General features: G+C 61.8%; 15 protein-coding genes. 9 read left to right on the top strand and 6 right to left on the bottom strand.

All coding sequences use genetic code 11. The features are described from left to right. Positions 1-2: 2 nt before the first annotated feature. Positions 3-410, bottom strand: a complete 408-nt coding sequence (locus G5V57_RS29020) for a hypothetical protein (protein WP_165171891.1) — start codon at positions 408-410, stop codon at positions 3-5. A gap of 259 nt (positions 411-669) precedes the next feature. Here G5V57_RS29020 and G5V57_RS29025 point away from each other — a divergent pair, with 259 nt between their 5' ends. Together G5V57_RS29025 and G5V57_RS29030 are read left to right on the top strand one after the other, a co-directional pair. Further along, positions 670-1335 carry a peroxiredoxin gene (locus tag G5V57_RS29025; RefSeq protein ID WP_165171893.1) on the top strand — a complete coding sequence of 222 codons (666 nt, stop codon included), beginning with the start codon at positions 670-672 and terminating at the stop codon, positions 1333-1335. Positions 1336-1595: 260 nt separating this feature from the next. Continuing rightward, positions 1596-2831: an NAD(P)/FAD-dependent oxidoreductase gene (locus G5V57_RS29030; RefSeq protein ID WP_165171895.1), complete on the top strand. Its 1236-nt coding sequence runs from the start codon at positions 1596-1598 to the stop codon at positions 2829-2831. A 106-nt stretch (positions 2832-2937) separates the two neighbouring features. Here the strand turns inward: G5V57_RS29030 and G5V57_RS29035 are convergent, their stop codons facing one another. Continuing rightward, the gene (locus G5V57_RS29035; RefSeq protein WP_165171897.1) at positions 2938-4521 is read right to left on the bottom strand and encodes a sulfotransferase; all 1584 of its coding nucleotides are present in this window, start codon (positions 4519-4521) and stop codon (positions 2938-2940) included. 69 nt (positions 4522-4590) lie between these two features. On the opposite strand from G5V57_RS29035, the gene G5V57_RS29040 reads away from it, so the two are divergent. Beyond that, positions 4591-5205, top strand: a complete 615-nt coding sequence (locus G5V57_RS29040; RefSeq protein WP_165171899.1) for a glutathione S-transferase family protein — start codon at positions 4591-4593, stop codon at positions 5203-5205. Positions 5206-5406: 201 nt separating this feature from the next. Then, positions 5407-6270: an alpha/beta fold hydrolase gene (locus G5V57_RS29045; protein ID WP_165171901.1), complete on the top strand. Its 864-nt coding sequence runs from the start codon at positions 5407-5409 to the stop codon at positions 6268-6270. Positions 6271-6294: 24 nt separating this feature from the next. Here G5V57_RS29045 and G5V57_RS29050 read toward each other — a convergent pair whose 3' ends face one another. After that, complete coding sequence (locus tag G5V57_RS29050) at positions 6295-6909, bottom strand: DUF1326 domain-containing protein (RefSeq protein ID WP_165171903.1); 615 nt, start codon at positions 6907-6909, stop codon at positions 6295-6297. 10 nt (positions 6910-6919) lie between these two features. Beyond that, positions 6920-7666, bottom strand: coding sequence for a DUF2182 domain-containing protein (locus G5V57_RS29055; RefSeq protein ID WP_165171905.1), 747 nt, complete (start codon positions 7664-7666; stop codon positions 6920-6922). Positions 7667-7731: 65 nt separating this feature from the next. On the opposite strand from G5V57_RS29055, the gene G5V57_RS29060 reads away from it, so the two are divergent. Next, entirely contained in the window at positions 7732-8916 is a 1185-nt protein-coding gene (locus G5V57_RS29060) for an FAD-dependent monooxygenase (RefSeq protein WP_165171907.1), read from the top strand. Here the strand turns inward: G5V57_RS29060 and G5V57_RS29065 are convergent. Both G5V57_RS29065 and G5V57_RS29070 read right to left on the bottom strand, forming a co-directional pair. After that, a complete protein-coding gene (locus tag G5V57_RS29065; protein WP_165171909.1) occupies positions 8900-9568 on the bottom strand; it encodes an AEC family transporter in 669 nt (222 codons plus the stop codon). The genes G5V57_RS29060 and G5V57_RS29065 overlap by 17 nt on opposite strands. Positions 9569-9592: 24 nt before the next feature. Beyond that, positions 9593-9847: a hypothetical protein gene (locus G5V57_RS29070; RefSeq protein WP_165171911.1), complete on the bottom strand. Its 255-nt coding sequence runs from the start codon at positions 9845-9847 to the stop codon at positions 9593-9595. 103 nt (positions 9848-9950) lie between these two features. Between G5V57_RS29070 and hspQ the strand changes: the two genes are divergently transcribed. The 4 genes from hspQ (at position 9951) to G5V57_RS29090 (ending at position 14410) form a co-directional block, all read left to right on the top strand. After that, on the top strand, positions 9951-10292 hold the full coding sequence (gene hspQ / locus G5V57_RS29075) for a heat shock protein HspQ (protein WP_165171913.1): 342 nt from the start codon (positions 9951-9953) through the stop codon (positions 10290-10292). Positions 10293-10566: 274 nt separating this feature from the next. After that, entirely contained in the window at positions 10567-12354 is a 1788-nt protein-coding gene (locus G5V57_RS29080) for an extracellular solute-binding protein (RefSeq protein WP_165171915.1), read from the top strand. An 80-nt stretch (positions 12355-12434) separates the two neighbouring features. Next, the gene (gene glyA / locus G5V57_RS29085; RefSeq protein ID WP_165171917.1) at positions 12435-13769 is read left to right on the top strand and encodes a serine hydroxymethyltransferase; all 1335 of its coding nucleotides are present in this window, start codon (positions 12435-12437) and stop codon (positions 13767-13769) included. Then, positions 13766-14410, top strand: coding sequence for a DsbA family oxidoreductase (locus tag G5V57_RS29090; RefSeq protein ID WP_165171919.1), 645 nt, complete (start codon positions 13766-13768; stop codon positions 14408-14410). Before glyA ends, G5V57_RS29090 begins: the two co-directional genes overlap by 4 nt. Positions 14411-14596: the final 186 nt, after the last annotated feature.

Genomic DNA, 14596 nt, shown 5'->3' on the forward strand with positions numbered 1-14596 from the left:
TCTTACATCCCGTCGCGATTGACTGAATAGTCCCGGCGCGCCGAGAAGATCGAGACGGTATAGCCTGCCACGACATCGATGAGCGCGATGACGGTGAGCAGCAGGAAAGCCGAGGTGCCGAAGGCCGGCACCAGCAGGAAGACGATCAGGGCTACAATGAAGACGGCGGTCGACAGCATGTGATCGACGACCGTGCCGGGACCAAGCCTCGCCGACTTGATGATCTCGAAGAACAGCGCCACCAACCCCAGGATCACGAAGATGTCGCCGAAGGTGAGAAACAATTCGGCCTCGGACGGCAGCACCGCGTCCATGAAGGCGGATCCAGCCGAGAAATTGGAGTCGATAGCAAAAGCCGCATAGATGACCATCACAACGGCGATCAGCGGGATGGATAGAATGAAGCGCATGAATAATCCTTCGAGCGCGCATCCCGGCGAAGTGGAATCACTTCGCCGAAAAGGATTCGCGCCAAATCAATATGTTGGAGCAAATCCTTATCGCCAAAGTCTTCAACTTTGGCGGGATTTGCTCTTGCGCGCAAAATGAACTGATTTGCATGGCGAGGGAACCCATCTTATTTATGCACAACCGGTAAAACGAGATTGTTCTTTATTTAGAACAAACGTTCGGCTATAAATACGGAATATAAGCATATGGAGGCGAAAAATGGCACTTCAACTTGGCGACGTGGCGCCTGATTTCGAGGCCGATACCACTGAAGGCCGCATCAAACTGCACGACTATCTCGGCGACTCTTGGGGAGTCTTCTTCTCCCACCCGAAGGACTTCACCCCCGTCTGCACGACCGAGCTCGGCAGCGTGGCGCGCATGAAGCATGAGTTCGACAAGCGCAACGCCAAGCTTATCGGCATCTCGGTCGATTCGGTCGACGACCATAAGCGCTGGAAGGTCGACATCAAGGATGTCACCGGCGCCGACGTCAACTATCCGATGATCGGTGATACCGAACTCGCCGTGGCCAAGCTCTATGGCATGATCCATCCCAATGCGACCGGCAATGCCAAAGGTCGCACGGCGGCGGACAACGCCACGGTGCGCAATGTCTTCATCATCGGACCCGACAAGAAGATCAAGCTCATCATCACCTACCCGATGAGCACCGGGCGCAATTTCGACGAAATCCTGCGCGTGCTCGACTCGCTGCAGCTCACGGCGACCAAGTCGGTCGCCACGCCCGCCAACTGGAAACAGGGTGAGGACGTGATCATTCTCACTTCAGTGTCGGATGAGGCCGCCAAGGAGAAGTTCCCCGGCGGCTGGAAGACGCTGAAACCCTATCTGAGGCTCGTTCCGCAGCCAGGTGCGAAATAATTCTCCCTGGACGGCCAACTTCGCAAGCCCGGCTTTACCGCCGGGCTTTTTTCTTGCGGGATGGCGCTTCATCGAATGGCGGATGACTTCGCCAGATCACGATGAGTTTGGACCGAGCCGGTCCAAACTCAAAAACGTGATCGATTCTAGTATTTTAGCGCGGGATTGAGGCGAAAAACCGGTATCCACTTTTTCGCATCCCGCGCTAAGGTCGCTGATCGGCTTGAGATTGTCTCGCGCGTCACTACACTTACCCCGTCATGACTACGCAAGATCACTGCATCATCATTGGCGCCGGGCATGGTGGCGTGCAAGCTGCCGCGAGCCTGCGCCAGGAAGCCTATCAGGGCCGCATCACGCTTATCAGCGACGAGCCCGACCTGCCCTATCACCGGCCGCCGCTATCCAAGGGTTTCCTCAAGACGCCGACGGCGCCGGTGCTCGAACTGCGCAACGCCGAGTTCTACCGCGAGAACGGCATCGAGCTCATTTGCGGCGCGCGCGCCACCGCGATCGAGCCCAAAGCCAGGACGATCACGCTCGCCGATGGTACGAGGCTCGCTTATACGAATCTGATCCTGGCGACGGGCTCACGTGCGCGCCTGCCCGAGATTGAAGGCATCACGCTTGCCGGCGTGTTGAGCCTGCGCAGCCTCGCCGATGCGCGCTGCCTCAATGACGCGCTCGATGGGCCGAAGACCGTCGCCATCATCGGCGGCGGTTATATCGGGCTCGAGATCGCCCATACGCTGGCCGGGCTTGGCCATGCCGTGATTGTAATCGAAGCCGTGCCGCGCCTGCTGGCCCGATCGGTGTCGCCGCCCATGTCGGATCATATCCTCGCGCGCTCGGAATCCGCCGGCATAGTCTTTCATGTCGCCACCCGGATCGCGGGCCTCGCCGGATCGAACGCCAAGGTCACGCATGTAAAGCTCGCCGACGGCAGGACCCTGCCGGCCGATATCGTGATCCTCGGAACGGGGGCCCTTCCCAATGTCGAGCTCGCGGCTGGGGCCGGCCTTGCCGTCAATAACGGCATCGAGATCGACTCCCATATGCGCAGCTCCGATCCGGCGATTCTCGCCATCGGTGATTGCACGAATTTCCACCAGTTTCACGTCGGACGAAGGCTGAGGCTCGAATGCGTGCAGAACGCGACCGACCAGGCGCGCAATGCCGCCAAGACTCTGGTCGGTCAGCCGCGGCCCTATCGCGAGCTCCCCTGGTTCTGGTCCGACCAGGGCGACATGAAGCTGCAGACCGCGGGCCTGGCGCTCGATGCGGACCGGACGATGATGACGGGATCGCCAGAGGACAACGCCTTCGCCATTCATCACTTTCGTGAGAACAAACTGATCGCCGTCGATACCATCAACCGTCCGGCCGATCACATGCTGGCGCGCCGGCTGATCGGCACGCGCGCGGCGCCTTCGCCGGAAGATGTGCTGGCCGGCCCGCAGCGGCTCAAGGAGATGATGAAGGAAGCCGCTTCCTAGAGCGCCGGACGCTCACATAGAATCGGGCCGGCGCTCTAACTCTTTGATTTGCGCATCGGATTATCCGAAAACCGCTTCGCACTTTTCGGTCCGATGCTCTAGCGCGTCAGGCCCTGTCGCCTAAAGCGGTGATCAAAGGCTGAAGCTGCGTTTCATAGTTCCGCCAGCGGCCCACCGAGCTTTGATAGATCGGCTTGCGTACCTGGTTGCGGCTGAAGGTGCGCACCGCGGATGTTCCCTCATGGAAGGTGAGACAGGCCGGGTCCCAGTCGAGATCGAGGAATGCGATGAGCCGCCGCGCTTCGGCCTCGAAATCCGAGGTGAGCTTCTCATAGTCGACATCGAGGAACTTGAGCGGCAGCACGCGCCGCCAGTGGTCCATGAGGCGCGCATATTCGCGGTAATAGAGCCCGAGTATCGTGAGATCGCGGCTGTAGCCATGCGCATCGGTGAGCCGGTTCTGATAACAGGACAGGCAGGTGTCGACGGCATTGCGCCGCATATGGACGACACGCGCATTCGGCCACGAGAGCGCGATCAGGCCAAGAAACTCGAAATTGTGCGGCATCTTGTCGACGACGCGTCGCGCATCGGGCCCGAAGAACTTGAGAAGCTTGACGTAGCTCTCCGCCATGGCCGCCATTTTCGGCCCCTCCGCCGCAGCGAAGATGGACAGGAATTTCCCAACGTCGCTGCGATATTGGGCGTTGCCGGCGATCCTCCAGATGCGGTCGAGCTCACCCGCTCCCACCGCTTGGGGATGGCGCCCGATGATCTGCTCGACCAGCGTCGTGCCGGAGCGAGGCATGCCGACGACAAAGACCGGCAGATCGCTGTCGCTGCCTTTGCCTTGATGCCTGGCGATGACCTCGGGCGTGAAGGTCGCGATCAGTGAATTGATCCAGGCCCGATATGGGCCGAGATCGAAGCGAATCCTATCAGCCTCGTTGGCCTTCCGATAATGCGTGAAGGCGCGGACATAATCGCCATTCTGCTCGCGGATCCTGGCGGCACCCACATGCAATGCGTTGAGCGCCCGCCTATTGGCGGGTGGAATGAAAAGCTTGTCTTCGATCTCGGCGAGCAAGGGCGAGGACAGATCATGCCTCCCGTTCACCGCCAGCCTGTAGAGAGCAAAATTGCCATGTACCGGATGGCGGCGCAGGCTTTCGAAACAGGCGCGCGCGTCCTCCGTCTGGTCAAGCATCTCAAGTGTCTTGCCGAGCGCGAACTTGTATTCAGCATTCTGCGGCTCATTGCGGCAGGCCATCTCGTGATACGGCAAGGCCCGCTCCGGCTTGCCGGCCAAACGATAGAATTCGCCCAGGAGCCAGGACGTCTTGGTGAGCTTGGGATTGAGGACGAACGCCCGCTCGAGGGGTGCCTGGGCCAGCTCGATCAGCCCGAGATCGAGATAGGCGCAGCCGAGATTATTGAGATAGATCGCGTTGCTCGGGTCCTTCCTGGCGGCGAGACCGAGATATTTGACCGCCTCGGTCGGATTCTTGCGGTTGATCAGGACGATTCCGAGGATGTTGTTCGCATCGGCATGCCCGGGTTCCGCCTGCTGGATCCGGCGCGCCGCTGCTTCCGCCGCCGCAAGATCGCCCTTGCCGACGAGGGCCATGACTTCCTTGAGCTTGCCGATGATCGGATCGGGGCGCTTGGTGACGGGCGGTAACGCGGCCATTAGGGTCCTTGCAGATAAATATCGGGCGACCTCTTAACACAGACGCGAAGCTCCGGGTAAGATGCCGCAATGAAACTCCATGGCGATCTGATTTCCCCGTTTTTCCGCATGTGTCTCGTTACCGCCCATGAGGTGGGACTTGCCGCGAAGATCCAGCATGTTCAGACCAGAGCCGACCCGACGGCCGTCAATCCCGACCTAAACGCCATTTCCCCGGTCGGCAAGGTGCCGGTGCTGGTCACCGATCACAATCATCCGCTCTATGACTCGCGCGTCATCGTCGAGTATCTGTGCCATGTCTCGGGCAACAAGACGCTCATTCCCGATGACGGCGTGAAGCGCTTCCGCGTGCTCACTTTGCAGGCACTCGGTCAGGCTGTCGCTGAGGCAGGTGTCGCCTTCCGCTATGAGACGGCAGTGCGCCCCCAAGGTCTGCAATGGCGCGAATGGATCGCCCGCCAGGAACTGCGCGTGAAGGCGGAGTTCGACGATCTCGAAAAGACGTGGATCAAGGATCTAAGCGAGATCACCGCCGGCTCGATCGCGGTGGCGGTCGCCTTGTCCTATCTCGATTTCCGTATTCCCGACTGGCAGTGGCGCAAGGACCGGCCGAATCTCCAGGCCTTCCACGATGAAATCTCGCGCCGCCCCTCGATGCAGGTGACTGTGTTGAAGCCAGCCTGATACGTCGCGGTCATGCCGGGCTTCGGCAAGTTCTTCCACTGCAACCCGATCACGCTCACGAAATGCGCCTTGCGGCGCCGCGGGTCGCTACCATATTAATCTCAAAGTCCGGCGTTGCGATCGCCCCACGCGTATCGCAGCTGCGTGCCTCTGATAGGATTACCTTTGACCCGACCGACGATTGAGGAGAGGACTGCGCAAATGCGTCCGGCTACCCGGCAAAGACTCCGCCTGTCCAGCGGCGCGGAATTGTCCTTCATCATGGCTGGTGACACGTCCAAGCCCGCCATACTGCTGCTGCACGGATTTCCGAGTTCCGCACGTACATTCCGGGACATCGTGCCTGAGCTGTCGCAGAGCGCCCATGTGATCGCGCCCGATCTGCCGGGCTTTGGCGAGTCGGACGTCCTGCCGACTGTCTCGTTCTCCACTTTTGGTCAGGCCATCTCGGAACTGCTGGATCGACTCGCGATAGGTCCGCGTTATGTCTACCTGCATGATTTCGGGGCGTCGGTCGGCTTTCACATCGCCATGCAGGCGCCGGAACAAGTTCTGGGCCTCATCATCCAGAACGCCAACGCTCATCGAACCGGCTTCGGGCCGCAATGGGAAGAGACGATGGCTTACTGGTCCAGGCCGACCCCGCAGAACGAGACGGCAGCGACGGCGCATCTGACATTCGAAGGTACGCGCGATCAGTATATCGCGAATGTCCCGCCCGACGTCGCCGCGCGGATCCCGGCCGAAAGCTGGGAGGAGGACTGGCGAGTCATGTGCTTGCCGGGCCGCATGAACACGCAGCGGGCGCTCATCGCCGATTATGCAAACTATGTCGCCCGGTTCGACACCATCGCCGAATATCTCGCAAGCCGGCAGCCGCGTTCCCTGATGCTCTGGGGAAGACACGATGCCTTCTTCGATCTGCGCGAGACCCAGTCCTGGATGCAGGCTCTGCCGCGGATGGAAGCGCACATTCTCGACGGCGGCCACTTCCTGCTCGAGACACACGCCGCTACGGCCGCATCGCTCATGCTCGAGTTCATCGGGCGTACCCAACAGGCATAAGACAGAATGAGGCCTGGACCGGCCTCAGGGCCCTTTCCAGTCGAGCGCGCAGATCTCGGCCGAGCGGCCCTTGAAGTCCCAGTTGCGGCCATGGCCGCGGAACCGGCTCTTCAGCGCCTGGGCCACGATGATCTGCGGCCCGATCCAGTATTGGCTGTTCTCGATCGTCGTCGGCTGGCCCGCCGCCTTGCCGGCGATGGGCGCAATCTCGCCATCGATGATCTTGGGGATCGAGAAGCGGCGCACATCGCCCTCGACCTCATAACGCACATCCTCCTGCCACACGCCGAGGAAACGGCCGACCAGGATGGAGAGCAGATGCGTGGTGCCACCCGCCTGCCCCGTCATGATGCGGGTCAGCGCCTTGACCTGGTAGATATCGGCCTTGTTGTCGATGTAGACGCCGGCGCTCCAATTGCCGCGGCTCATCTGGCCCGGTATTTCGATGATGAGCCCGAGCGCGATGCCGGACAGGCTGACATCGCCGAACTTGCCGTCATCGATGCGGATGCCGCCCCAGGTCTGGCAATATCCCTCCGTAGGCGGATGTTTTCCGAGCGACAGCACGCACGGACAGAACACGGTACAATTGCAGGACAGCACCAGCTCGCCTTTGATATGCCACGCTTCGCCTGCCATTACATTCTCCCTAGACGATGATCAGATAAATCCCCGCGCCGATGAGGCCGAGGCCAATTCCATAGGACAGCGCCTTGGGCTGCGGCATGGTTTTCTCCAGCACCATGACGAGCCCGATGAAGGCCATCCAGACGATATTCATCAGTCCCGCCACGAAGCTGAGCATCATCAGAGCCCAGCAGCAACCGAAGCAGTTCACGCCCTGATCGATCCCCATGCGGAAGACGCCGAGCGGCCGGTCCGTCCAATGCGCCATGAAATACGGCATCGGCATGCGGCATTTACTGAGACAGGCATGTTTAAGCGTGGTGAACTGATAGGCCCCGGCGCCGATGAACACGAGCGCCGCCCAGCGGCCCTCCAGCGCTCCGGTCTGGCCCGTTTTCATAAGCGCCCATTGCCCGACGGCCGCAGCCAAGGCGAAGCTCAGCCAAATCGCGCCATAACCCGCCGCCAGCACCAATGGCGGCACGACTTTCATCTGTTTTGCCGCAGCAGCCTCAGCGATATCGAGATAGGCCGAGATCATCGGCACGGCGGACGGTGTCATCATCGCGAGCGTCATGGCGAGCCACATGGCCATCAACGGCATGAGGCCGGCCTGGGCCGATGGACCGCACAGTACGCTCACGATCCCGGCCAGCGTGCCCCCCGCCGCCATCCACAGATAGGCGCCGGACACCGCCAGAATGACCAGCAGGCAGAGCGCCATGACGAAGCGCGGCCGGCTGGTCGATTGCCTGAGGATCATATCCATGCCGCAACGCTACCGCGACATCGCTCGCTCTTGAAGAGCAAAGGCCACGACCGCATTGTGACCTTATGTCCAAGCTTCCCGATTTTGATGTGATCGTCGCCGGTGCCGGCCCCGCCGGTCTCGCCGCCGCCTGCCTTGCCGCCACACGCGGCTTCCGGACCGCCCTGATCACCGGCCCCGGAGAGACGCAGCCCGATCCGCGCACGGTTGCCCTCATGATGCCGTCGCTCGCCGTGCTTGAGGACTGCGGCCAGTGGCCAGGCGACCTGAGGGAAAGCACGGCGCCCTTGCGCAAGCTCCGCCTCGTCGATGATACCGGCGCCCTCTTCCCGGCCCCCGAACTCGTCTTTTCCGCTCGAGAGGCAGGTCTCGATGCCTTCGGCTGGAACATCCCGCTCGCTCTGCTGAAGCCCAGGCTCGAAGCCAGGGCCAGCGAGCTCGGCGTTCATTTCCTTCGAGCCAGCGTTGCTGATTATGCAGCCGATGCGGAAGTCGCCAGTGTGACCCTGGACACCGGCGCTGCCGTCACAGCCGTGCTCGCCTTCGCCGCCGATGGGCGCAATTCCGCGCTGCGCCGCGCCGTCGGCATCGATATGGTCTCCTGGTCCTATGACCAGACCGCCATCGCCGTGAGCTTCGCCCATTCGCAGCCGCATCGCGACGTATCGACCGAGTATCACAAGCCGGCCGGCCCCTTCACAACCGTGCCCTTGCCGGGACGACGTTCCTCGCTGGTCTGGATGGAAAGGCCGCAACGCGCGGACGAGCTGATGCAGTTCGACGACAGGGCGCTCGCCGCCGAGATCCAGGCCATGTGCCATGGCGAACTCGGCCTCGTCGACGACATCGGCCCGCGCCGGTCCTTCCCCATGTCGGGCGCACGCGCCACAACCTTCGCCAGAAATCGCGTCATGCTGATCGGCGAGACCGCCCACACCGTGCCGCCGATCGGCGCCCAGGGCCTGAACATGTCCTTCCGCGACGCGCATGACGCCGTCGCGCTCATCACGCAAGGCCGTGACAGGGGCGAGGATATCGCCGCCGCCAAGCTCCTCACCGATTATGACCAGCGCCGTCAGCGCGATGTGCGCCCGCGCCAGACCGTCATCGACCTGATGAACCGCTCGCTGCTCTCCGCCTATCTGCCGCTGGAGGCCGGCCGCGCCGCCGGCCTCGCCGCGCTCGCGTCCTTCGGCCCGTTGCGCCGCTTCGCGATGAATGTGGGCCTCGGCGCTAGCCCTCCTGTATGACATAGATCAGCAAGGGAATTGTGACGGCCGAGATGATGGTGGTGATCAGCACCGCAGTGGATGAACCCTCTATATAGGCCTTGTATTGGCTGGCCAGGATGAAGGCATTGGAGGCGGTCGGCAGGGCTGCCATCATCAGCGCCACATCGCGCCAGAGAGGATCGAGTCCGGGCACGAAGAAGCTCAAAGCGACGAAGGCGAGCAAAGGCTGTAGCAGCGTCTTCATGCCGACGACGAACGGCATTTCGCGACCGATGCCACCGAACTGGCGGGCGCCTACCGTGACTCCGAGCGCGAACAAGGCCACGGGCCCGGCCGAATTCATGAGCATGGTGAGGATGGTGCCGAGTGCGCCCGGCGCCTTGAAGGACAAGGCCGAGGCAATGCCGCCCAGGATCGTGGCAACGATGAAGGGATGGCCGAAAACCTGCTTGAGGATGCGCAGCGCGATCTCGCCCCAATGCGCCTCCTCGTTGCGTTCATGACCGAGCGTGGCCAGAAAGGCGGTGAGGGTGAATTGCGCCGTGCAGTCGAAGCAGAAGACGAGTGCTGCGGGAACCGCCGCCTCCGGCCCGAAGAAGGCGATCGCCAGTGGCAGGCCCATATAGCCGACGTTGCCATAGCTCGCCGCCGTGCCCTGCAGCGCCGCCACCTTGAAGGTGAAGCCGAGGAGACGCTAGGAGACAAGAAATACGGCAAGGAAAGCGACGACCGTCGCCGAGGTCGTCGCGGTGACGTAAGGCCAATCGATGAGTTGCTCGAAAGGCGCAGCCGCCACGACCAGGAAGATCAGGGCCGGCAGAGCGAACCAGATGAGGAAGATATTGAGCCACTGGAGGCCCGCCTCGCCGACCGACCAGATGCGGGCGGCGGCGACGCCCAGCGCCACCAGGCCGAAAAACGGCAAGGCTAGATCGAGAATCGCGGCCAAGTACGCTCCCTTGAAGTGATTGATTTATGGGACGTAATTCCCCGTCCAACAAGCGACTTCCTAGCCTCTTGCCTTCCGCGCCAAGGCGCGTCATTTAGGGGCCATGACGGGCGCAATTCCTCTGGCGAAATTTCGGATCGGGCAAGTGGTCAAACACCGCTTGTTCCCGTTTCGCGGCGTCATTTTCGATGTCGATCCGGTCTTCAACAACACCGAGGAATGGTGGTTGTCCATTCCGGAAGACATCAGGCCGCGCAAGGACCAGCCCTTCTATCATCTCTTCGCCGAGAACGAAGAAACCGAATATGTCGCCTATGTTTCCGAGCAGAATTTGCTCGATGACGGCTCCGGCGAACCCATTCGGCATCCGCAGATCCGCGAATTCTTCGAAGGCTTCGATTCCAAGAACAGCCGTTACCGGCTGCGCGACGCGCGCCGGCATTGAGATTGGGCCGCCGGCCATGATTTCGGTCGGTTTGCCAACCAAATCTCTGTGACCTGAGCCGGGCTCCGGGCGAATCGCTCGATCATGATGAGTTTGGATCGAATCGATCCAAACTCATAAACGTGATCGATTCTTATATTTTAGCGCGGGATTCTTGCGAAAAACCGGTGTCCACTTTTTCGCATCCCGCGCTGGAGCGAATCCCGCCAAAGTTGCGGGCTTGGCGATAAGGATTGGCTCCAACATGCTAATTTGGCGCGCTTGATCAATGAATATGATGAAGACCTGGATTTCCGGCGTCCTTCTCGCGGCAGTGCTGGGCATCGTGCCCGCCGCCGCCGAGCCCCGCCACGGCATCGCCATGCATGGCGATGCCGCCTTGCCGGCGGACTTCAAATCGCTCCCCTACGCCAATCCCGACGCGCCCAAGGGCGGCATCTTCCGCCAGGCTGTCACCGGCAGCTTCGACAGCGTCAACCCCTTCATCGTGAAGGGCCAGAAGGCGGTGAGTATCAGCACCTATGTCTTCGAAAGCATGATGAGCCGGAACTACGGCGAGGCTTTCTCCGTCTATGGTCTCCTGGCCGAAAGCATCGATGTCAGCCCCGACCGCAACAAGGTGACCTTCGTCCTCAGGCCCGAGGCGCGTTTTTCCGACGGCACGCCGGTGACCTCGGCCGATGTCGCCTTTTCGCTCGCAATTCTGCGCGACCACGGCCTGCCGCGCTTCAAGACCTATTACTCCAAGATCAGGACACTCGAAACGCCGGATGCCCGCACCATCGTGATGACGCAGGACGAAGGTGACCGCGAATTGCCGCTGATCATGGGCCTCATGCCGATCCTGCCCAAGCATTACTGGGAGAAGCGGAATTTCGAGGCGAGCACACTCGATCCGATCATGGGGTCGGGCCCCTATGTATTTGCCGGTATCGAGCCCGGCGAGCGCATCTCGCTCAAGAAGAATCCGGATTACTGGGGCAAGGATGTCCCGCTCAATCGCGGCGTGTGGAATTTCGACGAGGTGCGTTTCGATTATTTCCGCGACCACAATTCGGCTTTCGAAGCCTTCAAGAAGGGGCTCGCCGACATCCGGGTGGAAACCGACCCGACGCGCTGGACCTATGGCTATGATTTCCCGGCCGTTGCCGAGGGTCGGGTCATCCGTGAACGGATTGAACAGCAGACGCCCGCCGCCGCCTCGGGCTTCGCCTTCAACACACGCATTCCCCTCTTCGAGGATCCGAAGGTGCGCCGGGCGCTGACCGAGGCATTCGATTTCGAATGGCTGAATGACAATCTCCTGTATGGCCTCTATCGCCGAACCCAGGGTTATTATTCGGGCTCGGAGCTTTCCTATCTGGGGCATTCCGCCGACGCACGCGAGATGGCGTTGCTCGGCACCGATGCGTCGCGCATCGATCCGCGCATTCTCGACGGCACCTATGTATTGCCCAGGACCGACGGGTCGGGACGCGACCGCAAGGTGTTGCGCGGCACCGTGACCTTGTTGAAGGAAGCCGGTTGGGAAATCCGCGACGGCGCATTGGTCAACATCAAGACCAATGCTCCCTTCACCTTTACCATCTCCTGCCTCACCCGCGAGCAGGAGAAGATTGCGCTGCACTACCAGCGCACGCTGAAGCAGATCGGCATCGACGTGCGCATCCGCCAGGTGGATTCCGCCCAGTTCCAGCGCATGCTCGACACGTACGAATTCGATATGCTGCCGGTGATGTGGTACAATTCGCTGTCTCCCGGCAATGAGCAGGATTTCTACTACGGCAGCGCCGGCCGCACAGTGCCGGGGACCCGCAACTACCCCGGCATCGCCGATCCGGCCGTCGACCGCATGATCGCCGCACTCCTGTCCGCCACCACACGCGAGGACTTCGTCTCGGCCGTGCGCGCGCTCGACCGGCTCCTGGTCAGCGGCTTCTATATCGTGCCCTTCTATGATTCAGGCGGCCAGTGGGTGGCGCGCTGGGACACCATCGGCCGTCCCAAGCAGCCCCCCCTTCCGGGTTTCGAAGGCACTGCGCTATGGTACGCGAAGCCGTAACAGGAACGCCTCCCGCCAAGGTTGTCCGACCCTGGCGATAAGAACGCGTTCGAATTGTAGATCCGAAGGGGCCCCTTGCCATGACCGTCCAGCCGATCGCACAGAAATCCTGGCTCCCGGCCGATTGCGCCACGGTGATCGAGGGGATCGAGAGCGCGCTCGGAGGCCTGAACGATCCGGCGGCGATCGAAGCCCGGCTGATGCGGCTGATCGATGATCATGAGCGCCACATGGACCGGGAATCGATCGGCCTCAATGCCGGCACCAATGTGATGAATCCGCGCGCCGCGGCGCTGCTCGCCCGCTCCCTCGGCAACCGCCCGAGCCTCGGTTATCCCGGCGACAAATACGAGATGGGCATGGAATATGCCGAGGAGATCGAGGTCATCGCCGAGGATCTGGCGAAGCGCCTCTTCGCCGCTCCTTTCGCCGAAATCCGCGTCGGGTCGGGCGCGCTCGCCAATCTCTACAGCTTCATGGCGACGGCAAAGTCGGGCGACAGCATCATGGCCTTTACGGGCGAGATGGGCGGTCATGTCACGCATCACAAGGACGGCGCCGCCGGCCTCTATGGTCTCGTGACCCATCCCGTGCCGCATGACGGGGAGCGCATGACGGTCGATCTCGACCGGCTGCGCGCCGATGCCAGGCGCCTCAGGCCTAAGCTCATCACCGTCGCGGGCTCCCTCTGCCTCTATCCCTATCCGGTCCGCGAGATGCGTCAGATCTGCGACGAGGTCGGCGCTTACCTTCTTTATGACGCGGCCCATATGGGCGGTCTCATCGCCGGCAGGCATTTCCAGGCTCCGCTGGCCGAAGGCGCCCATCTCATGACCATGTCCACCTACAAGGCCTTTGGCGGCCCGCCATCCGGCCTCATCCTTTCCAGCGACGCCGAGCTCGCCCGACGTCTCGACCAGATCGCCTATCCGGGCCTCACCGCCAATTTCGATCTCGGCAAGACCGCCGCGCTGGCGCTTTCCATCCTCGATCTAATCGCCCATGGCGAGGCCTATGCGGCGCAAGCCATCGCCAATGCGAATGCCCTGGGTACGCAGCTGGAAAAGCATGGCATCAAGGTGCATCGCGCCCAAGGCCGCGACGCGACCGAGAGCCATCACCTCGCCTTGCCGGCCCAGCCCTATGGCGGCGGACAGTCGACCTCCAAGCATCTGGCGCGCGCCAATATCCTGCTCTGCGGCATCGGCCTGCCCGTCGCTCCCGTCGCCGGCGATCTCAACGGCATCCGCATCGGCACTCAGGAAGTGACGCGCTTCGGCATGAAGGAAGACGCCATGGCCGAGATCGCCTGGCTGATGTCCAAGGTGATGGTCAAGGGCGAAGCGCCCGAAAAGGTCCGCTCCGAGGTCGTTGCTTTCCGTCAACACTATCAAACCATGAGCTATGTGAGATGAGCACGCCTGTCGTCATCGACGTCGTATCCGATGTCGTCTGTCCCTGGTGCTATGTCGGCAAGAAGCGCCTCGAAGCCGCGATGCGCATGCTGCCCGAGCAGAATTTCGCGGTCTTCTGGCGACCCTTCCAGCTCGATCCCACGATCCCCAAGGAGGGCCTGCCGCGCAAGACCTATCTCGAGCGCAAATTCGGCAATCTGGAGCGCCTGGCCCAGACCCACGCGCAACTGGTCGAGATCGGCAAGGCCGAGGGCATTGCCTTCGCGTTCGAAAGAATCACCCGCTCGCCCAACACGCTCGACGCCCATCGCCTGATCCGCTGGGCGCAGGAGGCCGGCAAGCAGACCGAGATGGTCGATCGCCTTTTCGCCCTCTATTTCGCCGAGGGCGCCGATATCGGGAACCACGAGGTCTTGATCAAGGCGGCGGTGGATGTGGGCCTCGACGGCGCGCTCGTTACCCAGCTTCTTGCCACCGGAGCCGACCTCGATCCGGTCATTGCCGAGATCAATGCCGCCGGCAAGATGGGCATCACCGGCGTGCCGACCTTCATCTTCGCCAGCCGCTACGCCATCTCGGGCGCGCATCCCGCCGAGACGATCAAGAAGGCCATCGAGCAGAACGCATTAACGAATCATTAATGGATGTGGCACAACCTAAGGACGGGGCACGGGGAGAATTTGCCATGTCGTCCATAGCATTCCTGATCGGCGCCATCGCTGTGACGGTCGTCGGCAATCTGGTCCTGCTGCGGTATCAGCTGACGCGTCCGCTCGATCCGAAAGCGCTGGACGAATAAGGCCTCGGCCAAATCAGGCTGCCAGCTT

This window comes from Nordella sp. HKS 07, from assembly GCF_011046735.1.
In the GTDB taxonomy this organism is placed as follows: domain Bacteria; phylum Pseudomonadota; class Alphaproteobacteria; order Rhizobiales; family Aestuariivirgaceae; genus Taklimakanibacter.

Excerpts from the sequence above, each read along its gene's own strand:
- G5V57_RS29020 (WP_165171891.1), bottom strand. The coding sequence starts at position 410 with ATGCGCTTCATTCTATCCATCCCGCTGATCGCCGTTGTGATGGTCATC.
- G5V57_RS29025 (WP_165171893.1), top strand. The coding sequence starts at position 670 with ATGGCACTTCAACTTGGCGACGTGGCGCCTGATTTCGAGGCCGATACC.
- G5V57_RS29030 (WP_165171895.1), top strand. The coding sequence starts at position 1,596 with ATGACTACGCAAGATCACTGCATCATCATTGGCGCCGGGCATGGTGGC.
- G5V57_RS29035 (WP_165171897.1), bottom strand. The coding sequence starts at position 4,521 with ATGGCCGCGTTACCGCCCGTCACCAAGCGCCCCGATCCGATCATCGGC.
- G5V57_RS29040 (WP_165171899.1), top strand. The coding sequence starts at position 4,591 with ATGAAACTCCATGGCGATCTGATTTCCCCGTTTTTCCGCATGTGTCTC.
- G5V57_RS29045 (WP_165171901.1), top strand. The coding sequence starts at position 5,407 with ATGCGTCCGGCTACCCGGCAAAGACTCCGCCTGTCCAGCGGCGCGGAA.
- G5V57_RS29050 (WP_165171903.1), bottom strand. The coding sequence starts at position 6,909 with ATGGCAGGCGAAGCGTGGCATATCAAAGGCGAGCTGGTGCTGTCCTGC.
- G5V57_RS29055 (WP_165171905.1), bottom strand. The coding sequence starts at position 7,666 with ATGGATATGATCCTCAGGCAATCGACCAGCCGGCCGCGCTTCGTCATG.
- G5V57_RS29060 (WP_165171907.1), top strand. The coding sequence starts at position 7,732 with ATGTCCAAGCTTCCCGATTTTGATGTGATCGTCGCCGGTGCCGGCCCC.
- hspQ (WP_165171913.1), top strand. The coding sequence starts at position 9,951 with ATGACGGGCGCAATTCCTCTGGCGAAATTTCGGATCGGGCAAGTGGTC.
- G5V57_RS29080 (WP_165171915.1), top strand. The coding sequence starts at position 10,567 with ATGATGAAGACCTGGATTTCCGGCGTCCTTCTCGCGGCAGTGCTGGGC.
- glyA (WP_165171917.1), top strand. The coding sequence starts at position 12,435 with ATGACCGTCCAGCCGATCGCACAGAAATCCTGGCTCCCGGCCGATTGC.
- G5V57_RS29090 (WP_165171919.1), top strand. The coding sequence starts at position 13,766 with ATGAGCACGCCTGTCGTCATCGACGTCGTATCCGATGTCGTCTGTCCC.